Source organism: Stenotrophomonas sp. I18B00994 (assembly GCF_014145825.1).
GTDB lineage: Bacteria > Pseudomonadota > Gammaproteobacteria > Xanthomonadales > Xanthomonadaceae > Stenotrophomonas > Stenotrophomonas maltophilia.
Window position 1 is genome coordinate 207,876 of the sequence record NZ_JACIUW010000004.1, and the last position, 22,213, is coordinate 230,088.

Below are 22,213 nucleotides of genomic sequence, written 5' to 3' on the forward strand. Positions count from 1 at the left end.
CGACTGGGAGAACTGAGCAAGTTGGAGCCTGAGGAAAGCGAAGACTAAGAGGCAACATAGGCCCATCATTCCGCGCATGGAGGATGGGCCACTCTGCTTTCCTGCCTAGCTGCATTCGCTGGAATGGGGCTGCTTAGATGGTGCGCGTTTCAGTAAGCCAAGCTTTCATCCTAGCGAACCATTCATCCCTCTCAGTCTCATTGACAGCTGTGCTCTTGAGCCAACGGTCGGAGTGGCGCACGAAAGGAACCAGCCAGAGCGGGTGAACAACGTCCCGCACCTGGACTTCCAGACGATGGGTGATGACTCCTTTGTAGCTGTATTCCCCAGTGCGGATGGCGAGCACTTCAGCCCGCCGCAGGTAGCGCTCGCCCTTCACGGGCTCCCGGATCCAGATAGTGTCCCTGCCCAGGTCCAAGGCGATATGGTCATGGCAAACAGTGGGCTCAAACTCTTCAGGCCTATGCTTCTTCAGTTTGGGCGCGCGGCGACGGAACAGCCACGGCAAGCCCCACAGCAGCGCAAGGGGCCAGAAGACCAGCTGCCCGAACAGCATCAACCCGAACACGGCACCCTCAGCCGTCGTGCCCTTTTCGAACACCACACCGCACAGCCACCAAAGTGCAAGACCGGTGATGATCCAGCGGACTACCTTGAACAAGGTCCACATACGAGCTTCCTAGCGATGGTTGGGAAGGACCTGGGTCAGCGACGGTCTACGACAGTCCAAGTGCCATCGACCTTATCGATGACGAAAGTGCCGACAAGCTGCTGTTGCTCAGTGCGAGTGCCCAGCTGATACCGCGCAGTTCCGGTGACACTGCACGCATAGCCGGGGCTGTCCCCACGCACGCACTCTCCTACCTTCAAGTGCTCAAACGTCATCGTCGTTCCCGTCGCCTCCTTGAAATACACGGCCAAGGCTTTCTCAACATCGCCGCTCCCAGGACCACCCGAGCAAGCAACCAGCAGCGCAGTAGCGGAAAGCGTCCAAAGCTTCTTCATGTGTGTTCCTTCAGTCGATGAGTAGGCAGTGATTGCCCGGATTCGTTGCAGTGCCAGGTAGGACTTCGCTATCAATCAGTGACCCGGCCTTGTTGATGACGATCACGATCTGACTAGGCCGCGCAGAGGAGTCCTCCTCACGCTCCCCTAGATAGACCAGAGCGACGGCATCCTTGAAGTCATAGACCTTGCCGAAGCCAATGACGCTATGCGCTTCGGGAGGCAGCAGAACCGGCTTTCCATCGAGCTTGATAGCGCGTTTGTAGTCCCGGCCTTCGACGGAGTCGATGCGGCCGATGCTGGTTCGGATGGGGCCGGTGGGGATCGCGGAGCCATGACCCGTGGCCCAAATGAAAGCGGATACCTTCGGCCGCCCTCCCCCATCCACCCTGAACTGGCCAGTCTGCAGTTGGCACGACAGGCTGGGCATAGCGTCAGCAGAAGCAGTGAACGCCAGAAGACCCACCAATGCCCAGCACCTCATATCCATAACCACCTCCTCGCCCAACGAATATTTGCGTTCAATGCAAATGACCGGCTAAGCTTAGGCGGGCACACTTCGGGTAGTCAATGCCCTTCTTGCTGCCCCGAATGCCCGCGCCGTTACCAACAACCACTGCTCTTGGCCAACGCCTCCGCGCCGCACGCGCAGCCAAGGGCTGGACTCAGGCCCAGCTAGGGGAACTATTGATGGGAGTGGATGACCCAAACACCACTGCGCCCCGCATCAGCAGGTATGAGAGGGGCCTTCATAAGCCTGATCTGGAGACCATTGAGAAGCTCGCGGAGCTTCTGGATCTCCCAGCCGCTTACTTCCTTGCTGCCTCTGACGTGGTTGCGGAGGCAATCTTGGTGCTGACACAGCTTGATGCCCGAAAACAGAAAGAAGCACTGGCGCTTCTAAAAAGCCTCGCCCCCGCTAGCAAGTGACGCGCACCGAACGGCCTAGCGACTTCCTACGCTATGCCTAGGTGCCAGCAAGGAAGACCCTAATGACAAGCCTCGCCTACGACCTCCTGATGGCATTGATTCCCGGCACGGCCGCTGGATACTACTCGGGCTTGCTGATGGCCAAGCTCTCAAAGTTCAATGCGCTGAAATACGAGGCACTTCGAGCTATTCGATCAATCAACTACATGGGCGATGCCAGTAACACACAGATCATCAGTTCAGATAAGAGTGAAGAACTTCACCTGATAGCATCCGAGCTCTTCCTTCTCAAGCACAAGGGCGCCGGAATTTCCTTGATGCAAGTTAGCAATGAGCTTCTAAATTCCATAGCAGCATGTAAGCACTCGGCGCATCCCGTCGATAGCTTCATAAAACAGATCAGTGACTGGCAAGCTCGAATTCGCGGCCTAAAGGTAGGACGACGCTTCTTCCTTCCTTGGGGTCAAATCTGATGTGCCTTTGACCGAACATTAAAACATTCGTCGGCGCCCGGAAATTTTCGGTCCGCTCCGTTTTTCTGCTGTAGAACTCCAAGTGCTCCTTTACGGACAAGGCCACCTCCGCCCCCGATTCAGGACACATCTTCCTGCTGACTCAGGACACTATGGGCCCGCTGTTTTGCCTCGGTCTTTGCTTCTAACCGCCGACCGACCGAGGCAAAGTCTCCCCCAACCCGCAATAAGCGAGCCTGGGGACCTTTGCCGGGCCGGCCTACTCTTGCCTAGGCAGAGGACCATCGTCGGCGCTGTGATCACTGTCAATACACAGCTGCGGCAGGTTCACGCCTGACATGGCGCCGGGGCTGGGGTCCTGCCACCAGCATTCACTGGCGTCTCTCCCATGGGCTTTGCCCCGTGATCAGGCTGTCGCCTGACGCTCTCCAATCTTGCCCTTCGCATACACGGCCGACCCGAGACGGGGCACACAATCCAAGGCCAGCTAGGGAACCCATGCCTTGGAACCTCCGCGACGCAGAAGCCATGCTGCCGGATGTGGACGTATTCCTCCACGGTTTAAGGCCGCTATCCGTAGGAGATGGATAGCCCCGGATTGTCACCGGGCGCGAACTAATCGGACCTCCGTGCGATAGCCATTGGTTCCAGCTGGGTTGCGAGGGGTTGCGCTCTTCCCGATGTCGGCTATGTTGTTGCTTGGGGCCGATGCCTGGGTGTGTAGAGCTGCTTTCTACCTACTCGCAGCCGTTGCTGTTAACAACGCGCTGCCGCTAAAAAACAGCATGAGGCCAACGCCAATTCTGTCAATGCCTCCGAATCTTCTTCGGGGGCATTGTTCTTTCTAGCTTCAGACGTGAGGCCCGCGAGATCTTCTTTGGCCCCTTTGCTGCAACTGGCTATCGTTCAGTTGCTCCGTAATCGTGCGCGTTGAGGTCGGTCCAGGGCGCTGCGATTTGTGCGGCTGTGCTGTATCGGCAGTGATTGGATAGCGCTTCAGCATTGATGCTGCGAGCTTATCCAAAGCTTCGACACTCGCAGCTGCCTGCGCCGCATACTTCACCTGTGCTTCCGGGCCTGTAGCTAGACGCGCAGCATCGCGCCGCGTCCTGCGCCGCTCAATGCGCTCTTCACCACTCCGACGCCGCTGCGCCCAATCGCGCCTGCTACCGCTCCAGAACGACGGCTTGGGATTTTTCCTTTCCCATGTCTCCAATTTCATTTTGGCTTCCGTGAGTGAAATGTCTGCCTTAACTTCAGCCTGTAGCCTGCGCTCCCATCGAGTGGTGTCACGAGCCACCTGTTTCAATGAACTGTGAAGCTCGCGCATATCGTTTCGATATGACGCCCTCTGGGGGTAGGCGCCCGCCCTGCTCGACATGTCAAAGAGCTTGGCGACCGTCGAAAGACTTTGCCGAACGGTGGCATCTATACCCTCCAGCCACAGCCGCCTAGCTTCCATCTCCAGCTGCTCTATTTCAGCGTCGTAACGAGCCATGGCCTCGTCTGCTTGCTTGTTTGCAATCGTGCTACGAAGGCGGCTAGCCGCCTTCATCAAGGCTGGCTTGAGACTTGGCGGAAAGCGCTGGGCGCCCGACCCCACTCGCCCAGTGCGCTGCGCTACTGATACTGGCCTTGTTCGCGCTCGTGGGTGCGCCACCGCGACCTGCCCGAGGTGTGGCCGCTCTTCTTTGCCAACCGCTGCAGGCCGCTCACGTTGAGCTGCTTCTTGCGTATGGGAGCGTGGCGTGGCCATCACCCTTCCCTCTTGCTCCAAGCGTTCCAGGTAGTCATGCAGTTCAATGCGATTGGCATTTTTAATCTGGTTGTTTATCGTCCCCCGCTCGCTATCTTCCCCCCTCCTACGCATCGCGGTTGCTGCCTTACCCTCGTGCTGGGTGGCTTCGCGAGCCAGCACGGCAGCGAACCCAATATGGCCATCAGCTTCGGCGGCATGCGCTTGCTTAGCCAGACTGCGATGATCGACACGTTCAGCGACCTGTGCTCGTTCCAGATGCGAATTGATACGGTCAGCAACCGCTTCACGAAGAATGCGGATAGCCTCCGGACCTGCGCCACCACGCGCATCAAATTCAGCACATGCACGTGGACCCAGCCCATCAGGACCGATCTGACGCGGTGTCATCAGGAGATGCACATGGTGATTGCGCTCATCTCCGTTCTTATCGGGCTCATGGACTGCAACAAGCACCGCAACCTGATAGCGGTCAACCAACATCTGACCCAAGTCGCACGCGAGCGCACGACGCTGCGCTTCGTTCAGTTCTGCAGGCAGAGCAACTTCAAGCTCTCGCGCCGTCCTGGCGTTTAGCCGGGTCTCGGCCATTTCCGAGCGATTGAAACAGGCGACCGGATCTCGCGCCCATTCGGGGGCATTTTGCGGGGCCAACATATCAACCGAGGAAACGCCACTGCGCCTTGTGTAGTCGTGTTTGATACCGGTCAATTCGTCATTAATCACAATGCCCGCACGATACGCCGCAGCGGCAGTAGAGGAATGACCCTTGCCGCGCGAAAAGGATTTGACGGTAGCGTGATAAATGGCCATTTCGATTTTTGTCCTTGCTCCTATTCTTGTTTTTGGCGACGCCCCCGAGGGGGCTAGCATCGGGGGCGGCCTGCGAAGCGGGCCGGGGTCTGGGGCGGAGCCCCGGCGCACGGTTTCCCGCAGGGAAACCATAAGTGCGCTCTTGCTTTGATCCTTGCCGCCACTATTCGTGACGGCTTCGGGCAAGAGACCGGGGCTCGCTTCGCTCGCGTTTCCCGCTGGGGCTGGCTCGCTCTCGCTCGCCCGTGCCCCTCTATTTCAGGATGGCAGGTAATTGCAATATGACAAGTCGATGACTTGCCAATAGCCGATTTTCTGTTTGCATGAGGTGCAGGACATCAGGAGAGCTCAACAATGGCAACACGCTCTATACAAGAACAAATAACCGCCGCCACTGAGCGTCTCGCAAAATTGAAAGCACGGGAGATGCTGGCCGAGCAAAGATCAAAAGCAAAGACAAGAGCGAGCGAACGCAAAGCAGACGCGCACCGCAAGATTCTCCTGGGCGGCGCGGTCATCGCTGCGGGGGCTGATGCATTGGATGAGGCCGAGCTTGTTGGCCTACTACTTGCGTATCGAGATCGCATTGAAAAACCGGAAAACGCTCAACAAAGAGATGGAATGCGCACACGCGGGCGCATTTATCTAGCGGAGCGAGAAGCGTCCCGTGCAAGGAAGCGCTGACCATGAAGCCTTCACAACTAAATCATGCGGTTCTCTGTGAACTGAGACACCAACATCGGCAACGTGGCATCTCATTGATCGAGGTGATGCTGGCAGTAGGCGCTATGACACTACTTTCCGGTGCGGCTTTCGCTATCTATCAGTCATCGGCAAACAACGCAGATGTTCGCGCGGAACAAGCGAATATTCACACCATTGCTCGAAATGCAGACATGACGCATGGAGCGCTCGGCTCCTATGCTGGACTGACAACCGCTCAGGCTATTGCCGACCGCGTTCCACCCGTTTCAATGAACTCTGGCGTTGGCCTAATGAGCCGATGGGCGCAACCCGTTATTCTTGAGCCTGCCACCATTGATGGTCGCCCCAACGCAGGGTTGAAGATTGTTTACCACGCGGTTCCAACGCGTGCGTGCCTAAAGCTAGCTGCTGCAGCAAGTGAAGGCATGTATGACCTGGAAATAGGCGATACATCCGTCTTCCATCGAAGCAACAATGGTCGTCCGACTGTATTGGACATCCAAGCCGCGACTCAACAATGCAGGAATCCAGCGCGGCTCGCGTTCACATACTACGGCGGCGCTACTGGCCTGTCAGCGCAAGTTCTCACACCCGTTGCACTGCCACCACCCCCTGCAACATCAGCTCCGCCACCACCGGCGCCGGTGGTGGCGCCACCGCCCGTAGCTGTTACTCCACCTGCTCCATCTCCTGGCTGCGCAGCGGCTCCCACGGCTCCAGCCACAGGAACGACACCTATCGGTCAAACGTGTTCGTTTATTTGGAATTCGGTAGCTGCTCCTGCTTGCTGGTCTCCGCTGGCGTTATGCGTGCCAATCGCCGCTCAACCTCCAGTTCCAACCGCACCACCGGCGCCACCCGACGTCACTCCTCCTACTGTCCCTCCCGTCATCACACCCGTCTGCTCAGCGCCTTTACCGTTGAGCGAAAGCGCGGCGCAAACGGGCGTTTGTCCTTCAGGCACTCTCACCATCAGTGGCGCCACTTCTTTTCCGCAGACCCGCACCCGCACTACGACGTATTCATGCCCCGACCCGTTCGCAAGCCCAATCGCGCTGACGGGACCATGGTCAGCCTGGTTACCGGCAGCAGCGAGTATCTGTGCTCCCGCATGCACGTCTGCGCCGCCAACCAGCGTTGCAATCACGCGCGCCGCGCCAGCAGAGAGCCAGAACGTGGGTTGCCCGGCTGGGCAGGCGGGTCAGCACTGGCAACAACGCAACCGCGTTGAAAACGGCACGCGCACCACGTCTTGGTCCTGTCCGGCCGCGACCGGGTCCCCGGTGTCGAGCACCTCAGAGAGCTGGAGCGGCACCTACACGGCATCCAGTGGCTGGGTTACCACCTCCAACGCCTGCACGCCCCCTGCACCTCCGGCAAGAACCTATCCGACCTACACCGGGAAATCGTGGATTTCCTGGGGCGACGGTGGGCTTTACGGCTGGGGCGTGTTCTGCTCGGTGTCGCAGTTCCTCGCTGACGGATTTCACTGCACGCAGAGCGTTAATACCAACGATGACGCGACGTTTTCGGGTGGCCTCGCGAGGCCTCAAGAACAGGCATTGACGCCAGAGCGCCGGACCTGCGTCGCCGCACTTAAACAGAAGCTGACACCAATGCCTGGATTTGGCTCCCCAAGCACCGGGCCAGTTAGTTGGCCGACAGAGTGCGCCTGTGAGGTGGTCGGAGCTGGCTCGGCGTTCTACTGGCAGACCGTGGGCGCATCGGACTGGTCAGCCTTCGAGTTCCAATGCCAGTAAACGGCCATTGGTTCACTCCGCGGAGAGGGAGACCGGGCCAAGCCAAGCCAAAAAAGCAAAGCCCCCGCGCGAGCGAGGGCTTTGGGTGTCGGCGGGCAAAGCAATTTCTCTAATTTCTCTAAGCTGCCCAGAGGGCAGTGAACTGCCGACGTTCCAAATCTAAGGCAGCTCAAGGCGTTGTCAAGCCTTGGACCTGCATCACTCCGTGGAGACCGGGCCAAGGCGCTCGGTCTTTCCGTTGACCAGATGCAGCAGCTGCCCGCCAGCAATCAGCCAACCGTCTCCGTTAGCGCGGTCGGCCTTGCTGAACCCTGCTGCTCCGTCGTTGCGCAGGGTCGGGGCCCCGGCATTGCCGTCTTTGTAGAAATGGCTCCACGCCCTGGCAGCCGGTGTCATCGTCAGCACCTTCTGCCAAGGATGGCTGTGGATGGTTTCGCCGGTGAAAGCAGAACCTTCCATCACCTCGCTGGTCCGTATGGCACAGCCGTGTGGCACGCCATCTGTGTAGAGGCGCAGGGAAAAACGCTGGTCGTCGCTGGCAATCGCGCCACAGGCCTCGTTCCCGCTCTGGCGGGTGTAGTCATGAAGCACTCGCCCGGTGCGTCGGAGGAAGTCCGGTAATGTCTCGCCGGGTTCGCTGACATGGTCGCCCAGATGCTGGCGCTCCCAACCCTGTTTGGTTCCGGCTGGCGGAATTGAACCGGCCTGCGCCACGACCTCACCACACGCTCCAAACCAAATGGTCAACACCACCATCATCGATGCAATGCGCACAACCGCTCCTAAGCAGTTGTGCTTTGCACCTCGGCCCCATGCCGGGTATCATCAGAGGCATCAAAATTTGCACCTTTTGAAAGCTAAATATCGTTTGCTTTCAATAGGTTGCAAATGGGCGTAAACGGCTCCGCCCACCTCCACCATCTGTATGGCCTGTCGAGGCCGCAAGAAGCCGGATCTCCCGTCAATGGAGTTCCGGCTTTTTTGTGCCTGCACGTCGCGCAGGACGCGTGGCGCATAATCGGGATGACACCTCCACACTGCAGCCCCACCCCGCGACCGCCAGAAGGATCTGCCATGAAAGCTGCTCTCACGATTTCCGTACTCCTTACCGCCCTCGCCGCAACCCCAGCCACCCACGCCGCGGCACCGGCCATCGCGCCCCCCGGCACCGCCACGCTGGAAGCCCTGCTGGCCTGCAAGGCCGGCTCGGACTTCAGCGAGGCCGACGCCATCGATGCACTGCAGGCCGCTGGCCTGGCCAGGAAACCGGGTGGCACCTTCGAGCCGGAGGACAAGCCGGTCGCCCTGCTCGGCGGTACCGTCACCAGTGCCGATGTGAACGTGGCCGAGGGCGAGAAGAGCCTCTTCGTCTACTTGAACGGCGTTGACGCCACGCATCTGGCCAAAGCGTGGTCAGTGAACACGGTCAACGAACACGCCGACACGGAGGAACCTTCATACGTGAAGACCATCGACAAGCGCCACACCCTGCACGTGATCGCAGGCGATGACTACGAAGGCTATTCCGCTGCCGTGAAGTGCCAGATTTCTCGATAACGGGTGAAGCCCGCTACAGCCAACGCCGCACACGTTGGCGGAACATCGGATACACGTCGGGGAAGCGGGCCAGCAACGCCCGCTCTTCCGGCATGATCTGCAACCAGGTGATGTAGAGCACGAACAACGGCACAGCCAGCAACGCGATCGTGTTCTGCAGGTACAACATTGCGCCAGTGAGGATCGTTGCCTGGCCCAGATACATCGGATTGCGCGTGTAACGGTACATGCCGCGCGTGACCAGCGCGCTTGATGCGGAAGGGCGCAGCGGATTGACCGTGGTGCGCGCCCGCTGGAACGCAAGCTTCGGCAGCAGGTTCAGCGCCACACCGATCCCCATCACCCCGCCTGACATCAGGGCCCGCATCGGCAGTGGCAAGACCGCCTCCGGCCACAGTCGGCTCCCAAGCCAGCCGATCCCCGCGCACAGCAGCATCACCAGCGGCGGCGGGATCCGGGTCTCAAGCCACGTCATCGCAGTCCCTGCATAACCCCATTCACCCCAGTGTCACACGGAACCGGCTGAATCGCTTGGATGGCAGCGCCTGAGCGCCCCAAACCGACCGCCCGGTATCTTCCGCTTTGACATGCCGACCGCTAGAGTGGCGCCACCGCGCAGGAGGATCGTATGGCAACCACGGGCTTGGGCTTCATCGGCCGCACGACCCTCATCATCACTGTGCTGCTCACCCTGGGCGGCTGCGCCACGTTGCGCCAGTTCGGGCCGTCGGTGCAGGTGGCCTCGGTCACGCCCGGCCAGTACATCGCGCTCAAGCGCGGTGACATCCTTACTTCCGGCAAGCTCAGCGCGGCGACCACGGAGACCTTGCGGGTGGCCGGCCTCGATGAAGGCGTATGCGCCAAACCGGGCCTGCCCTGCATCGAGGCGATGGAAAGCAGCATCGTGGTGCGCGAGGAAGACAAACGCTCCAGCCTGGCCGAGTTGTGGCTGCAGTATGCGATGACCCTGCCGGCGCCGAAGCGTGAGTACTCGGCATCCGGCCGCGCCAAGAGCGCGATCACCGAGCTGGATGCCGATTTTCAACCGCGCCTGGATGCGTGGATGCAGGTCGCGCGCCAGGCCTATGCCTATCTTTTCTTCACCGAGCGCACCGCCAACCAGCGCGGCTTCGAAGATCGCCAGACCCAGGTGCGCGACTACTACAACCTGGCCGTGCAGGAAGCCTCGGTACAGCTGTACGACGCCTATGCCACGGGCCGCGTGCACGGCCAGGCCAGCCACTTCCAGCTGGGCCGCTGGACCTTCGTGCTGGCCCCTTCAGGCGAAGCATCACCGCTGGATACGCGTACCCCTACCGAACTGGTACCGGCGGCCTCGCTGTCGTTCACTGGCACGCTGCGCAGCGTGCATCGCCGCGATGGCTTCGGTGCCGAACTGGTGGCGGTGATGAACGATCCAGCTGGCAGCACGGCGACCCCGCCTTCGGCAGCGACGCCCGCCGCGCAGGCCAGCACCTCGGCCGCGCAGAGCTGGAGCGAGATGCCCTCCCCTTCAATGACGGTGCTGCTGCGCTTCTCGGGAAAGAACCTGTGGGAAGTGCTGCACGACGACGAGCCTGAGCTGGAGATCCACGATCCCTACCAGGTCACGGAAGTCACCCTGCATGGCCAACAGGTTCCGCTGGCCGCGAACTTCACCGCCGGCTATGCGTTGTGGCTGGCCCGTTCCAACTTCAGCCACCAGTCGCTGCGCTCGCTGTTCGGTGGCAAGGGCGGCATCGACACGCCGCACCTGTACATGATGCAGCCCTACGATCCGAACCGCCGCGTGCTGCTGATGATCCATGGCCTGGCCAGCAGCCCGGAAGCCTGGGTGAACGTCGCCAACGAACTGATGCGCGACGACGAGATCCGCCAGGACTTCCAAGTCTGGCAGTTCTACTACCCGACCAACATGCCCATCGCGATGAGCCACGATGCGATGCGTCATACGCTGTCCGAAGTGCTCAAGCATTTCGACCCCAGCGGCAAGGCGCAGGCTTCGCATGACATGGTGCTGGTCGGGCACAGCATGGGTGGCGTGATCGCGCGGCTGATGATCTCCTCTTCCGGCGATCATCTGGTCGACACCCTGCTGGAGACTGCGCAGATGACGCCGGCACAGCGTGAACTGCTGCGTACCAAGGGCGCACCGGTGCTGACTTTCCTGCCGGAACCGGAAGTATCGCGCGTGGTATTCATCGCCACGCCACACCGCGGCACCGACGTGGCGGGCACCCGCCTGGGCCGCTGGATCGGTCGCCTGGTGCGGTTGCCGCTGACCGTGCTGGAAGACGTCGCCACCATCGCCAACGACGGCCAGATCGACCGCAATGATGGCAAGCACGGTTACCAGATGAACAGCATCCAGAATCTGGACAAGGACGATCCTTTCGTCCGCGCGGTGGCCGACCTGCCGATGTCGCCGAAGGTGCACTACCACTCGATCATCGCGCGCGCCAAGGCCGATGGGCCGCTGGAAAAGACCGACGACGGGCTGGTGCCCTACTGGAGCTCGCACCTGCCGCACGCGGATTCGGAGAAGGTGATCGTATCCGGGCACAGCGTGCAGGAAGCCACGCCGGCCATCGTCGAACTGCGGCGGATCCTGCATGAAGACATGCAGCAGCATTCGGCCACGGTGAAGTAGCTGCGCGCGGCTGAGGGAAAACCCTCATCGCCTGTACGCATCAGCCCTTCTATGCTGGATTCCACCACCCCACTGGAGGTCCGCATGAACACGCAAGAGCCCAGCCGCCAGCCCAGCCCCGACCCGGCCGAGCGCGATGCCTTCTTCCCGTCGCCCTACTCGCTGTCGCAGTTCACATCGCCCAAGAGCAACCTGTCCGGTGCCGACTATCCGGACGCACGCCGCGATGGCCGCTGGAAGGTGCTGATGATCGCTGCGGACGAACGCTATCTGCCCACTGCCAACGGCCACCTGTTCTCCACCGGCAACCATCCGGTGGAAACCCTGCTGCCGATGTACCACCTGGACAAGGCCGGCTTCGACATCGATGTGGCCACGCTGTCGGGCAACGCCGCCAAGTTCGAGTGGTGGGCGTTCCCGCGTGAGGACACGGAGATCGGTGGACTGTACGAACGTTACGAGTCGCGCTTCCGCCAGCCGCTGCCGTTGGATGAGGTGGTGGCAGGCCTCGATGCCGCATCGGATTATGCCGCCGTGTTCATTCCCGGTGGCCATGGCGCCCTTATCGGACTGCCGCAGAGTCGCGCGGTAAAGGCAGCCCTGCACTGGGCGATGGCCGAGCAACGTCACATCATCACCCTTTGCCACGGCCCGGCCGCATTGCTGGCCGCAGGCGTGGACGAGGCCGATGGTGGTTCGCTGTTCCGCGGCTACCGCATCTGTGCCTTCCCCGATGCGATGGACCGGCAGACGCCGGAGATCGGCTACATGCCCGGGCAGCTGCCGTGGTTCTTCGGTGAGCGCCTGGCGCAGCAGGGCGTGCAGATCGTCAATGACGGCATCGATGGCAGCGTGCTGCAGGATCGCCTGCTGCTGACCGGCGACAGCCCGCTGGCCGGTAATGCGCTGGGCAAGCTGGCCGCACGCACGCTGCTCGACGCCTTGGCCAGCCGCTGACCCGGATGAGCGAACTGGTGCAGGCGTTGCTGGAACTGGAACGCGCCCGCTCACTGAGTGCGGTGGGCTCCGTACTACGCAGCATCTCTGCACCGCTCGGCTACGACCGCGTGCTGGTGTTCGCCACCGGCACGGGGTTGGAGCGCGGTACACAGCGCGTGTACTGGATCGAGGGCGACTGGTTCGGCGACGGCAGCAGTACCGACCTCGCGCGCTACCTGCACGCCTGCCCGGTCAATCGCCACGTACTGGACAGTGACGCGCCGTTCTTCTGGAGCAAGCGCCAGGGTGTTCGCGGCGAACGCTATCAGGTGGTGAAGCAGCCACGTGGTGAAGGCCTGCACGGTCTGCAGGTGCCGGTGTTCGGCACCACCGGTCTGGAAGGCGCGATCAGTTTTGCCGGGACAGCGATCGATGCATCGGCCAGCGCGCGACTGCAGCTGGAAGCTGCTGCAGCTGCAGCATTCCGTGCCGCGCGCCATCTGGCCGAATCGCCTGCCGAGCTTTCGGGAAGCGCACTGAGCAACCGCGAGCGCGAAGTGCTGCGCTGGGTCGCCGCTGGCCGTCGCCAAGCTGAGATCGCGGCCACGCTTGGGCTTTCCACGCGCACCGTGGAGAACCACCTGCGCCACGCGCGGCAACGGCTGGGTGTGGCGACCACCGCGCAGGCAGTGCGTGCTGCCAGCCGTCGCGGCGAGATCGAAGACTGATCACGGCGAGACACTTCCGGCGGTTTGGCTCGCGTGTTACACACGCCATGCGCATGTGCGCGATTGCAGAAAGCAAGGATGATGCTTATGAAACTGCAACTGGCCGCGATGGCTGCATTGATGTTGGCATTGGGTAGTGTGGTACCGGCAACCGGCCACGCGGCCGGGTCCCCCGGATCGACGACCGATTGCGTGCCCGTAAGACTTGGGCCCAACCTCGTGCATCAGCGCTGCACCGTCACCCGCACTCTGGCAGACGGCACCGTTCTCACGTCGGTGTACTGGATAGACGAGAACGGTCAGTGGTACCTCCCGGCAGACTGATCTGCATCGGACACCGACTACGACTCCAAGGAGTGTGATCAATGACGCTGCACAATCGAATGACCGCTTTTTCTTTCGCTGCAGTAGTTGCACTTGCCGCCCTGGTGCCCTCGCCGCCGGCGAATGCAGCCGAAGAGGTCGGCCTGCAGGAGGAGTGCGTGCCCTTCCGCATCAGCGGCAACGTGTTCCACCAGCGTTGCACGTTGTACGTGGTCCATGACGACGGCACCCGCGTAGTCAGCGACCACTACAACCGCGACGAGAACGGGATGATCTACGACCCCTGATCGGGCAAGGGGCATCTGCCGGGCGGAGCGTCCAGCGCCCGTCCGGCATCTCCCAGTCGCCCATCCCGGCATACCGCTGCCCTCGCCTTCCATGGCATGCTTCATGAAACCGTTTTCATGGAATGGAGGGATTCCACGATGTTGTCGCGTTTCCGTCGCCCCGCGCTGTGTGCGCTGCTGGTGCTTGCGCTGCCTGCCGTCGCCTGGGCTGCTGCACCGGCGCCACTGAAAGTAATGTCGTTCAACGTACGCACCCCGGCCGATACCGAACCGGGCAAGCGCTGGCCCGACCGCCGCGATGCCATGGTCAAGGTCATCCTCGATGCGCACCCGGCTGTGATCGGCACCCAGGAACTGGTGAAGGAGCAGGCCGACTACCTGTCCGAACACCTGCCCGGCTACCGCTGGTTCGGCGAAGGCCGCCGTGGTGGCAGCGGTGACGAACACATGGGCGTGTTCTACGACAGCAAGGTGCTGGCCATCGAGGAGTCCGGCAACTTCTGGTTGTCCGATACACCCGACGCACCCGGCAGCATCACCTGGGGCAACCTGTACCCGCGCATGGTCACCTGGGCCCTGTTCCGCCGCCTGGACGATGGCCGTCGTTTCTATTTCATGAATACCCACCTGCCCTACCGCGACGAGGATGAACCGCGCCGGGTGAAGGGTGCCGAGCTGATCGGCAAGCGCGTGGAAGCCCTGCCGGCCGATCTGCCGGTGGTCCTGACGGGTGACTTCAACAGCGAGCCCGGTGGTGACACCTACAAGGCATTCACCCGCCTGCTGCAGGACACCCATACCCAGGTGAAGGTTCCGCAGGGGCCACGCCTGACCTTCCACGATTTCACCGGCAAGGCCACCGTGCAGCTGGACTGGGTGCTGGTGCGTGGCTTCCATGCACGCAGCTTCCTGACCGATGACCGTCGCATCGACGGCGTGCTGCCTTCGGATCATTTCCCGCTGGTGGTCGAGCTGGACTGGCCTGAGTAGAATCCGGTCGAATCCAAAACAATCATACTGACTGAATGGACACACCTTGGCGCGAAGATGCATCTGTCTTCATTTCTTACGCTTGGGGCGGGCAATTTCATGCAAAGGAATGGATCCGTAGCGACATTGTCCGCAACTTGGATTGGAAGTATCGAGTCTTTTGGGACAGGGACAGCGTCGGTTTTGGTCAAAACATCGACAAGCTGATTGAACGCGCGTTTGCGGAACGCCCACTGATCGTTTTCTGCCTTTGTGACAGCGACTTTCTCTCGGCCATGTCGAGACCCGGCTCAGGATTGAATCGCGAACTGGCTATGCTGGAGAAGCACGTGGATCAGTCCGACGTGCGAATCGTCCCAGTCATCCTCGATGCTGAAGCCCGCACAGCACTCCCTCCTGTTCTACAAGGACGAGCATACCTGGATCTCACCGAACTGCATTCGGAGAGCATTCCATTGGGTGAATTTCTGCTCGCGGCAACCGATGGATCCACGCAAGCCCAGATTACACAGGGGGTACGGCAGCGTCTCGAGTATCACGCACTGAGCAAACGTGCACTTTGCTGGCTTCAGCACCACGGAGTGAGATTTACCGGCTCAGCGAGAACCCATGAAGTTCTCTACAACGGCAGGCTCCTTACGCCACCAGACTGGATGTACGAGAGCCCCGACTGGAACTACATGATTCACGATGACAACGAGGACTTCTGTCCGGCAAAGGGTCGCTGGCTCTGGGACCATAGCGGTCCTTCTCTCGCGATGCGGGCCCTGGGAACTGCTGTTGCTTCGGTGCTGTTCCTTGACCGTTCAAGGCCGGAGCTGCATGGAGCATTCAATTCAGCCGGCTCCGTTCTTGCTGAAAAATTTTTCTGCTACATCAAGTCCCATGAATCATTTCATGTTGATGGAGAAGAGATCATTAGAACGTTACTGAATAGTTCCGATGGCTACCGCGTGATGTCGCGTCTATTCCCACCTGCAGGCCAAGTGTAATTCTGGAAGTGTGGCCATTGCTTCGTTCAGGATCTCAATGCGGTGCAATCTCAATGCCGCGGCTGTCGCGACATCAGCCGGTACAGCGCCTGATGCTGGTTGCGTGCCTGGCAGATGCGGGCACCGACCGCCAGAAACACGGAGATGCCGATCAGGCCCAGCCCCAGCATCTGGTCCGGCAGGCGCATGAAGCCGATCGCAGCCGCCATGGTAGCCAACACCATCAGCACTACGACCGCTACCGACAGCCCTGCGCCAGGCGGTCCCGGATCACCAAACAGCATGCGCTGGGTATCACGTTTGTCGTCGCTCATCGCCATCCCTCCCGGAATCTGCCCCACTAGTTACACCGCAGGCCCCGGTTCTGGCAGAGTCAGAAACGTCATGACTGTGACAACGTCCACAGCACGCGACGCGCTACCCTCCCTCCATTCCCGATCTGCGGAGGACGTCATGGCGCACCAGAGCCGTCTGGCCGGATTCATCATCGACTGCCAGGACACGCCCGCTGACGAAGGCGCACGCTTCTGGGCGGCCGCACTCGGTCTGCAGGCGCAGCCGTCGTATGGCGAAGATGGCGCCGAGTACGCCGACCTGCAGGGCGCACCCGCGGGCCTGAACGTGGAAGTGCAACGTGTAGCTCACCCCTCACGGGTGCACCTGGACATCGAGAGCGACGACATCGATGCCGAGGCAGATCGACTGGAAAAACTCGGCGCGCGCCGGATCGGCTTCGTCAAACGCTGGTGGGTGATGGAAGCACCCACCGGCCATCGCTTCTGCATCGTGCGCATGCGCGAGCGCGACACACCGGCCAATCACTGGCCCTGACAGAAGAAAGGGACGGAAGCCACTGCTTCCGTCCCCTGCGGTTACTGCACCTGCACCACGCTCGGCGGCTGCGGTGATTGCCCCCAGCCACCCAGTGCCTTGTACACGCCCACCACGCTGACATTGACCTCGGACTCAGCCGCCGCCAACGCATCGTCGGCCGCCAGCTGCGTGCGCTGCGCATCCAACAGGGTCAGGAAGTCTTCCGAGCCCTCGCGGTAGCGGATCTGCGCCAGCGACTCAGCCCGGCGTGCCGCCTGCGCCTGCTCGACCACGATCGCCAGCCGCGCCTGCTGCTTGGAATAGCGGGTCAGCGCGTTCTCGGTGTCTTCCAGCGCCAGCAGCACGGCCTGCTCATACTGCGCAGCCACACCCTCGGCTTCAGCCTTGCTGGCACGCAGGCGTGCACGCACGGTGCCGAAGTCGAACGCGGCCCAGCTCAGCGACGGCGTCAGCGACCAGGCCTTGTTGTTGCCATTGACCAGGCCACTGGCGTCGCCGCCGAGGAAGCCGACGAAACCGGACAGTGACAGCCGCGGGAACAGGTCCGCAGTGGCCACGCCCACCCGCGCGGTGGCAGCGGCCAGGCGACGCTCGGCCACGCGCACGTCGGCGCGTTGGCGCAGCAGCTCGCGGGTATCGCCCAGCGGCAGCGCCTTGGCAAATGCCGGCACGTCGTGCGGCGCAAGCATGGCGGTCAGCGTTTCCGGACGCTGGCCCAGCAGAACCGCCAGGCGATTGCGCGACTGCGTTTCGGCCACTTCCAGCAGCGGGATATCGGCCTCGATCGCCTTCAGCCGGGCGCGACTGCTCTGCACGTCCAGCTCGCTGCCGGCGCCCAGCTCCCAGCGCGCCTCGGTCAGCTTCTGCGTATCGCGCAGGTTGACCAGGGTGTGCTGGGCCACCGCGATGCGCTTCTGCGTACCGCGCAGCTCGAAGTAGTTGCGTGCCACCTCGGCGGCGACCAGTACCTGCGCATCGGCCAGGTTGGCCTGCTCGGCGTCCAGGTCGGCGCGCGCGGCTTCTGCTGCACGGCGCTTGCGGCCGAACAGATCCAGCTCCCAGCCGGCATCGAAGCCGAGCTGGTAGCTTTCACTGAACACCCGCTGCCCACCCAGCTGCGGATCGGGTTGCTTGCGGCGGTCGTAGCTGCCGCCCGCGGTAATGTGCGGGGCCTGGTCGAAACGGCTTTCGACGAACACCGCACGGGCCTGGCTGACGCGGGCCACGGCCACGCGCAGGTCCAGGTTATCCGACAGTGCACCGTGCACCAGTTCTTCCAGCACCGGATCATCGAACTGCGCCCACCAGCTGGCCACCGGCGAGGTAGTGCTGAACACCGGCTGCTGCGCCCCCTGCAGCACCACCGGGTCCTGCACCGGCGCCTTGTAGTTCGGGCCGACGCTGACACAGCCCGCCAGCACCAGGCTGGAGACGGCCATCGCCAACGTGCGGATCACCATGGCAGCACCTCGCCCAGGTAGGTGAAGCTGCCGCTGGCACCGGATTCACCGATGAGTGCCATTTCCACGCTGGACCGCGCCCCTTCACTGATTTCGATCTCGCCGTTGCCGCCGTTCATGTCGGTCTTCACGTAACCCGGATGCACGGTATTGACCTTGATCGGCGTGTTGCGCAGTTCGTAGGCCAGGCTCAGGGTCCAGCTGTTCACCGCGGCCTTGGAGGCGTTGTACGCCGGAATCTTGAAGTCATAGATGCCCGAGGAGGGATCCGCGTGCAGGGTCTGCGAGCCGAGCATGCTGGACACATTGACGATGCGGCCGGACTTGGCCTGCTTGACCAGCGGCAGGAATGCCTGGGTCACCGCCACCAGCGCATACACGTTGGTGTCGAAGGTGCGCTTCCAGGTCTCGAGCGATTGCTCCGACGGCGCCTGCGCGGGATTCTCGATCATGATGCCGGCATTGTTGACCAGGATGTCGAGGCGGCCATGGCGCTGGCGTACCTGCTCGACCGCTTCGGCGATGCTGGCCGCGTCGGTCACGTCCAGTTGCAGGGCTTCGACCGGCAGGCCTTCAGCCTGCAGCTTCAGCGCCAGCTCAACGGCGGTCTCACGCTTGCGACCGGCCAGCAGCGTGTGCACGCCCGCCTGGGCCAGCTGGCGCACGGTTTCCAGGCCGATGCCACGGGTGGCGCCGGTGACCAGCGCGATCTTGTTCTGATGGGTATTCATGGATGCATGCCTTGTGAGGGGGAAGCCGCCGCCGGCCATTGACCGGCGGCGACGGGGTTCCATGTCAGTGGTGGATGGTCGGCTCGCCGTGCTGCACCAGCTGGCCACCACCGTTGCGGGTGACGAACTTGCGCAGGGCCACGTAGAACACCGGGGTGAGGAACAGGCCGAACAGGGTCACGCCCAGCATGCCGGCGAACACGGTGATACCGGTCACCGAGCGCACCTCGGCACCTGCACCGTGCGACAGCACCAGCGGCACGGTGCCGGCGATGAACGCGATAGAGGTCATCACGATCGGGCGCAGGCGCAGGCGGCAGGCTTCCAGCGCAGCTTCAACGATTCCCTTGCCGCCCATCTCCAGTTCTCTGGCGAACTCGACGATCAGGATCGCGTTCTTGCACGCCAGGCCCATCAGCACCACCAGGCCGACCTGCACGAACACGTTGTTGTCACCGCCGGTCAGCCAGACGCCGAACAGCGCGGACAGCAGGGTCATCGGCACGATCAGGATCACCGCCAGCGGCAGCGACCAGCTCTCGTACAGCGCGGCCAGCACCAGGAAGGCCAGCATGATCGCCACCGGGAACACGATGAAGGCGGCCTTGCCCTGGGTCGCCTGCTGGTAGCTCAGGTCGGTCCATTCGGTGGTCATGCCCACCGGCAGCACCTTGCCGGCGATCTCGGTCAGCTTGGTCATCGCCTCGGCCGAGGACAGCAGGCGCGGGTCGGCTTCACCGGCCAGGTCCGCTGCCGGGTAACCATTGAAGCGCAGCACCGGGTCCGGGCCGAAGGTCTGCTTGATGGTGACCATCGAACCGATCGGCACCATCTCGCCGCGGTCGTTGCGGGTACGCAGCTTGCCGATGTCCTCGACCGTCTCGCGGAACGGACCGTCTGCCTGGGCGATCACCTGCCAGGTACGGCCGAACTGGTTGAAGTCGTTGACGTAGGCCGAACCCAGGTAGGTCTGCAGGGTGTCGAACAGTTCGGTGAGCTGCACGCCCTGTGCCTTGGCCTTGACGCGGTCGACCTCGGCATCCAGCTGCGGCACGTTGGCCTGGTAGCTGGAAATCGGGAAGGCCATGCCCGGCGTCTGCGCCACGGTGCCCTGCATCGCCTGCACCGCATTCTGCAGCGCGCCGTAGCCCAGGTTGCCGCGATCCTCGATGAACATCTGGTAGCCGTTGCCGTTGCCCAGGCCGAGGATCGGCGGCGGCATCATCGCGAAGGCGAAGCCTTCCTGCAGGCCGGCGATCTTCTGGTTGATCTCGGCATTGATCTGCGCAGCGGTACGGCCATGACGCTCGGCGAAGGGCTTGAGCGGAATGAACGCCACACCGGTATTGGGCGTATTGGTGAACTGCAGCGCGTTCAGGCCCGGGAACGAGATGGTGTGGGCCACGCCATCGGTTTCCTGGGCGATCTTGGCCACCTTGCGCAGCATTTCATCGGTACGCGCGATCGACGAACCTTCCGGCAGCTTCACACCGGCGATCAGGTACAGCTTGTCCTGGGTCGGGATGAAGCCCGGCGGCACCAGCTTGAAGATCACGCCGGTACCGACCAGCAGGATCGCGTAGACCACGAACACCGCGCCACGTCGGCCGAGGATGCGGGCCACGCCACGCTCGTACTTCTCCGAGCTGGACTTGAAGAAGCGGTTGAACGGGCGGAACACCCAGCCGAACAGGCGGTCGATCAGGCGGCTCGGGCCATCCTTCGGTGCGCCGTGGGCCTTCAGCAGGCGCGCGGCCAGGGCCGGCGACAGGGTCAGCGAGTTGATCGCCGAGATCACCGTGGAGATGGCGATGGTGACCGCGAACTGCTTGTAGAACTGGCCGGTGACACCGGACAGGAACGCCATCGGCACGAACACGGCACACAGCACCAGCGCGATCGCCACGATCGGGCCGGACACTTCGCGCATGGCCTGGTGGGCCGCGGCGGTGGGCGACAGGCCTTCCTCGATGTTGCGCTCGACGTTCTCCACCACCACAATCGCGTCGTCGACCACGATGCCGATCGCCAGCACCAGGCCGAACAGGCTCAGCGTATTGATCGAGAAGCCCAGCAGGTACAGCGCGGCGAAGGTACCCACCACCGACACCGGCACCGCGATCAACGGGATGATCGAGGCACGCCAGGTCTGCAGGAACAGGATCACCACCAGCACCACCAGCGCGATCGCTTCCAGCAGCGTGGAGACCACGGCCTTGATCGAGTCGCGCACGAAGATGGTGGTGTCATACACCGCTTCGTACTTCACGTCGGCCGGCATGGTCTTCTGCATCTCGTCCATCGTCGAGATGACCTGGTCACGGATTTCCAGCGCGTTCGCACCCGGCGACTGGAAGATGCCGATACCGACCGCGTTCTTGCCGTCCAGCTGCGAGCGCAGGGTGTAGTCACCCGCACCCAGTTCCAGGCGGGCCACGTCGGACAGGCGTACGATCTCGCCATCGGTGCCGCTCTTGAGCACGATGTCGCCGAATTCCTTTTCGGTCTTCAGCCGGCCCTGGGCATTGATCAGGGTCAGGAACTTGCTGTCCGGCAGCGGTTCGGCGCCGAGCTGGCCGGCCGACACCTGCACGTTCTGCTCGCGCATGGCGCGCACCACGTCGCTGGCGGTCAGGCCGCGCGAAGCCACCTTGTCCGGATCCAGCCAGGCGCGCATGGCGTAGTCGCCACCACCGAAGATCTGCGCATCACCGACGCCCGGAATGCGCGCCAGTGCATCCTTGACGTGCAGGCGGGCGTAGTTGCGCAGGTACAGGGTGTCGTACTTGCCTTGCGGGGAGGTCAGGTGCACCACCATCAGGAAGGTCGGCGACTGCTTCTGCGTGGTCACGCCCTGCCGGCGCACGTCCTCGGGCAGGCGCGCCTGCGCCTGCGCCACGCGGTTCTGCACCTTCACCGCCGCTGCGTCCGGGTCGGTGCCCGGGCGGAAGGTGACGGTCATCTGCAGCACGCCGTCGGAACCGGCGACCGACTTCAGGTACATCATGCCTTCGACGCCGTTGATGGCTTCTTCAAGCGGCGTGGCGACGGTCTCGGCGATGACCTTGGGGTTGGCGCCCGGATAGACCGTGCGCACGACCACCGACGGCGGCACCACTTCCGGGTACTCGCTGATCGGCAGGATTGGAATCGTGATCAGGCCTGCGGCAAAGATCACGATCGACAGCACCGCCGCGAAGATCGGCCTGTCGATGAAGAAACGGGAAAAGTCCATGGAGGAATTCCTGGGAAAGGCATTCGGCGGGCAACAGCCACCCT

23 protein-coding genes are annotated in these 22,213 nt (G+C 62.3%); 13 read left to right on the top strand and 10 right to left on the bottom strand.

The genetic code is table 11. The features are described from left to right. Positions 1–133: 133 nt before the first annotated feature. From H4O10_RS06310 to H4O10_RS06320, 3 genes are read right to left on the bottom strand one after another with little or no spacing between them, the layout of a single operon-like run. Positions 134–670, bottom strand: a complete 537-nt coding sequence (locus H4O10_RS06310) for a hypothetical protein (RefSeq protein ID WP_004153229.1) — start codon at positions 668–670, stop codon at positions 134–136. A 35-nt stretch (positions 671–705) separates the two neighbouring features. Further along, positions 706–1,005, bottom strand: a complete 300-nt coding sequence (locus H4O10_RS06315; protein WP_024958276.1) for a hypothetical protein — start codon at positions 1,003–1,005, stop codon at positions 706–708. Between the two features lie 10 nt (positions 1,006–1,015). Next, complete coding sequence (locus H4O10_RS06320) at positions 1,016–1,495, bottom strand: hypothetical protein (protein WP_099595919.1); 480 nt, start codon at positions 1,493–1,495, stop codon at positions 1,016–1,018. Positions 1,496–1,596: 101 nt separating this feature from the next. Between H4O10_RS06320 and H4O10_RS06325 the strand changes: the two genes are divergently transcribed. Together H4O10_RS06325 and H4O10_RS06330 are read left to right on the top strand one after the other, a co-directional pair. Next, positions 1,597–1,935 (top strand): helix-turn-helix transcriptional regulator, encoded by a 339-nt coding sequence (locus H4O10_RS06325; protein ID WP_049441679.1) that lies wholly within the window; start codon positions 1,597–1,599, stop codon positions 1,933–1,935. A 62-nt stretch (positions 1,936–1,997) separates the two neighbouring features. Then, positions 1,998–2,408, top strand: a complete 411-nt coding sequence (locus tag H4O10_RS06330; RefSeq protein ID WP_024958273.1) for a hypothetical protein — start codon at positions 1,998–2,000, stop codon at positions 2,406–2,408. 850 nt (positions 2,409–3,258) lie between these two features. Here the strand turns inward: H4O10_RS06330 and H4O10_RS06335 are convergent. After that, positions 3,259–5,037, bottom strand: coding sequence for a MobA/MobL family protein (locus tag H4O10_RS06335; RefSeq protein WP_258015425.1), 1,779 nt, complete (start codon positions 5,035–5,037; stop codon positions 3,259–3,261). A 294-nt stretch (positions 5,038–5,331) separates the two neighbouring features. Between H4O10_RS06335 and H4O10_RS06340 the strand changes: the two genes are divergently transcribed. Both H4O10_RS06340 and H4O10_RS06345 read left to right on the top strand, forming a co-directional pair. Beyond that, positions 5,332–5,661 carry a conjugal transfer protein TraD gene (locus tag H4O10_RS06340; protein WP_076738497.1) on the top strand — a complete coding sequence of 110 codons (330 nt, stop codon included), beginning with the start codon at positions 5,332–5,334 and terminating at the stop codon, positions 5,659–5,661. A 104-nt stretch (positions 5,662–5,765) separates the two neighbouring features. Further along, positions 5,766–7,442: a type 4 pilus major pilin gene (locus H4O10_RS06345; protein WP_259394411.1), complete on the top strand. Its 1,677-nt coding sequence runs from the start codon at positions 5,766–5,768 to the stop codon at positions 7,440–7,442. Positions 7,443–7,640: 198 nt separating this feature from the next. Here the strand turns inward: H4O10_RS06345 and H4O10_RS06350 are convergent, their stop codons facing one another. After that, positions 7,641–8,216: a hypothetical protein gene (locus H4O10_RS06350; RefSeq protein WP_099596223.1), complete on the bottom strand. Its 576-nt coding sequence runs from the start codon at positions 8,214–8,216 to the stop codon at positions 7,641–7,643. Between the two features lie 300 nt (positions 8,217–8,516). Between H4O10_RS06350 and H4O10_RS06355 the strand changes: the two genes are divergently transcribed. After that, positions 8,517–8,999 carry a hypothetical protein gene (locus tag H4O10_RS06355; RefSeq protein WP_044569880.1) on the top strand — a complete coding sequence of 161 codons (483 nt, stop codon included), beginning with the start codon at positions 8,517–8,519 and terminating at the stop codon, positions 8,997–8,999. 13 nt (positions 9,000–9,012) lie between these two features. Here H4O10_RS06355 and H4O10_RS06360 read toward each other — a convergent pair whose 3' ends face one another. Then, on the bottom strand, positions 9,013–9,474 hold the full coding sequence (locus H4O10_RS06360; RefSeq protein ID WP_005409122.1) for an isoprenylcysteine carboxylmethyltransferase family protein: 462 nt from the start codon (positions 9,472–9,474) through the stop codon (positions 9,013–9,015). Positions 9,475–9,627: 153 nt separating this feature from the next. Here H4O10_RS06360 and H4O10_RS06365 point away from each other — a divergent pair, with 153 nt between their 5' ends. From H4O10_RS06365 to H4O10_RS06395, 7 genes are all read left to right on the top strand, one after another. Then, positions 9,628–11,649, top strand: coding sequence for an alpha/beta fold hydrolase (locus H4O10_RS06365; protein ID WP_049397840.1), 2,022 nt, complete (start codon positions 9,628–9,630; stop codon positions 11,647–11,649). 84 nt (positions 11,650–11,733) lie between these two features. Continuing rightward, on the top strand, positions 11,734–12,606 hold the full coding sequence (hchA, locus tag H4O10_RS06370) for a glyoxalase III HchA (protein WP_024956432.1): 873 nt from the start codon (positions 11,734–11,736) through the stop codon (positions 12,604–12,606). Positions 12,607–12,611: 5 nt separating this feature from the next. Then, the gene (locus tag H4O10_RS06375) at positions 12,612–13,316 is read left to right on the top strand and encodes a PA1136 family autoinducer-binding transcriptional regulator (protein WP_049397841.1); all 705 of its coding nucleotides are present in this window, start codon (positions 12,612–12,614) and stop codon (positions 13,314–13,316) included. 87 nt (positions 13,317–13,403) lie between these two features. After that, a complete protein-coding gene (locus H4O10_RS06380; RefSeq protein WP_024956430.1) occupies positions 13,404–13,640 on the top strand; it encodes a hypothetical protein in 237 nt (78 codons plus the stop codon). A gap of 59 nt (positions 13,641–13,699) precedes the next feature. After that, positions 13,700–13,927 (top strand): hypothetical protein, encoded by a 228-nt coding sequence (locus H4O10_RS06385; RefSeq protein ID WP_223846394.1) that lies wholly within the window; start codon positions 13,700–13,702, stop codon positions 13,925–13,927. 138 nt (positions 13,928–14,065) lie between these two features. Beyond that, the gene (locus H4O10_RS06390; protein ID WP_049397842.1) at positions 14,066–14,917 is read left to right on the top strand and encodes an endonuclease/exonuclease/phosphatase family protein; all 852 of its coding nucleotides are present in this window, start codon (positions 14,066–14,068) and stop codon (positions 14,915–14,917) included. A 35-nt stretch (positions 14,918–14,952) separates the two neighbouring features. Next, on the top strand, positions 14,953–15,909 hold the full coding sequence (locus tag H4O10_RS06395; protein ID WP_080334826.1) for a toll/interleukin-1 receptor domain-containing protein: 957 nt from the start codon (positions 14,953–14,955) through the stop codon (positions 15,907–15,909). 50 nt (positions 15,910–15,959) lie between these two features. Here H4O10_RS06395 and H4O10_RS06400 read toward each other — a convergent pair whose 3' ends face one another. Next, the gene (locus H4O10_RS06400) at positions 15,960–16,223 is read right to left on the bottom strand and encodes a hypothetical protein (protein ID WP_049395953.1); all 264 of its coding nucleotides are present in this window, start codon (positions 16,221–16,223) and stop codon (positions 15,960–15,962) included. A 139-nt stretch (positions 16,224–16,362) separates the two neighbouring features. Between H4O10_RS06400 and H4O10_RS06405 the strand changes: the two genes are divergently transcribed. Continuing rightward, complete coding sequence (locus tag H4O10_RS06405; RefSeq protein ID WP_005409114.1) at positions 16,363–16,740, top strand: VOC family protein; 378 nt, start codon at positions 16,363–16,365, stop codon at positions 16,738–16,740. Between the two features lie 41 nt (positions 16,741–16,781). Here H4O10_RS06405 and H4O10_RS06410 read toward each other — a convergent pair whose 3' ends face one another. From H4O10_RS06410 to H4O10_RS06420, 3 genes are all read right to left on the bottom strand, one after another. Further along, positions 16,782–18,203, bottom strand: coding sequence for an efflux transporter outer membrane subunit (locus H4O10_RS06410; protein WP_049395951.1), 1,422 nt, complete (start codon positions 18,201–18,203; stop codon positions 16,782–16,784). Next, complete coding sequence (locus H4O10_RS06415; RefSeq protein WP_005409112.1) at positions 18,197–18,934, bottom strand: SDR family oxidoreductase; 738 nt, start codon at positions 18,932–18,934, stop codon at positions 18,197–18,199. Before H4O10_RS06415 ends, H4O10_RS06410 begins: the two co-directional genes overlap by 7 nt. Positions 18,935–18,998: 64 nt before the next feature. Then, on the bottom strand, positions 18,999–22,169 hold the full coding sequence (locus H4O10_RS06420) for a multidrug efflux RND transporter permease subunit (RefSeq protein ID WP_005409111.1): 3,171 nt from the start codon (positions 22,167–22,169) through the stop codon (positions 18,999–19,001). Positions 22,170–22,213: the final 44 nt, after the last annotated feature.

Excerpts from the sequence above, each read along its gene's own strand:
- H4O10_RS06310 (WP_004153229.1), bottom strand. The coding sequence starts at position 670 with ATGTGGACCTTGTTCAAGGTAGTCCGCTGGATCATCACCGGTCTTGCA.
- H4O10_RS06315 (WP_024958276.1), bottom strand. The coding sequence starts at position 1,005 with ATGAAGAAGCTTTGGACGCTTTCCGCTACTGCGCTGCTGGTTGCTTGC.
- H4O10_RS06320 (WP_099595919.1), bottom strand. The coding sequence starts at position 1,495 with ATGGATATGAGGTGCTGGGCATTGGTGGGTCTTCTGGCGTTCACTGCT.
- H4O10_RS06325 (WP_049441679.1), top strand. The coding sequence starts at position 1,597 with ATGCCCGCGCCGTTACCAACAACCACTGCTCTTGGCCAACGCCTCCGC.
- H4O10_RS06330 (WP_024958273.1), top strand. The coding sequence starts at position 1,998 with ATGACAAGCCTCGCCTACGACCTCCTGATGGCATTGATTCCCGGCACG.
- H4O10_RS06335 (WP_258015425.1), bottom strand. The coding sequence starts at position 5,037 with ATGCTAGCCCCCTCGGGGGCGTCGCCAAAAACAAGAATAGGAGCAAGG.
- H4O10_RS06340 (WP_076738497.1), top strand. The coding sequence starts at position 5,332 with ATGGCAACACGCTCTATACAAGAACAAATAACCGCCGCCACTGAGCGT.
- H4O10_RS06345 (WP_259394411.1), top strand. The coding sequence starts at position 5,766 with ATGACACTACTTTCCGGTGCGGCTTTCGCTATCTATCAGTCATCGGCA.
- H4O10_RS06355 (WP_044569880.1), top strand. The coding sequence starts at position 8,517 with ATGAAAGCTGCTCTCACGATTTCCGTACTCCTTACCGCCCTCGCCGCA.
- H4O10_RS06360 (WP_005409122.1), bottom strand. The coding sequence starts at position 9,474 with ATGACGTGGCTTGAGACCCGGATCCCGCCGCCGCTGGTGATGCTGCTG.
- H4O10_RS06365 (WP_049397840.1), top strand. The coding sequence starts at position 9,628 with ATGGCAACCACGGGCTTGGGCTTCATCGGCCGCACGACCCTCATCATC.
- hchA (WP_024956432.1), top strand. The coding sequence starts at position 11,734 with ATGAACACGCAAGAGCCCAGCCGCCAGCCCAGCCCCGACCCGGCCGAG.
- H4O10_RS06375 (WP_049397841.1), top strand. The coding sequence starts at position 12,612 with ATGAGCGAACTGGTGCAGGCGTTGCTGGAACTGGAACGCGCCCGCTCA.
- H4O10_RS06380 (WP_024956430.1), top strand. The coding sequence starts at position 13,404 with ATGAAACTGCAACTGGCCGCGATGGCTGCATTGATGTTGGCATTGGGT.
- H4O10_RS06385 (WP_223846394.1), top strand. The coding sequence starts at position 13,700 with ATGACCGCTTTTTCTTTCGCTGCAGTAGTTGCACTTGCCGCCCTGGTG.
- H4O10_RS06390 (WP_049397842.1), top strand. The coding sequence starts at position 14,066 with ATGTTGTCGCGTTTCCGTCGCCCCGCGCTGTGTGCGCTGCTGGTGCTT.
- H4O10_RS06395 (WP_080334826.1), top strand. The coding sequence starts at position 14,953 with ATGGACACACCTTGGCGCGAAGATGCATCTGTCTTCATTTCTTACGCT.
- H4O10_RS06400 (WP_049395953.1), bottom strand. The coding sequence starts at position 16,223 with ATGAGCGACGACAAACGTGATACCCAGCGCATGCTGTTTGGTGATCCG.
- H4O10_RS06405 (WP_005409114.1), top strand. The coding sequence starts at position 16,363 with ATGGCGCACCAGAGCCGTCTGGCCGGATTCATCATCGACTGCCAGGAC.
- H4O10_RS06410 (WP_049395951.1), bottom strand. The coding sequence starts at position 18,203 with ATGGTGATCCGCACGTTGGCGATGGCCGTCTCCAGCCTGGTGCTGGCG.
- H4O10_RS06415 (WP_005409112.1), bottom strand. The coding sequence starts at position 18,934 with ATGAATACCCATCAGAACAAGATCGCGCTGGTCACCGGCGCCACCCGT.
- H4O10_RS06420 (WP_005409111.1), bottom strand. The coding sequence starts at position 22,169 with ATGGACTTTTCCCGTTTCTTCATCGACAGGCCGATCTTCGCGGCGGTG.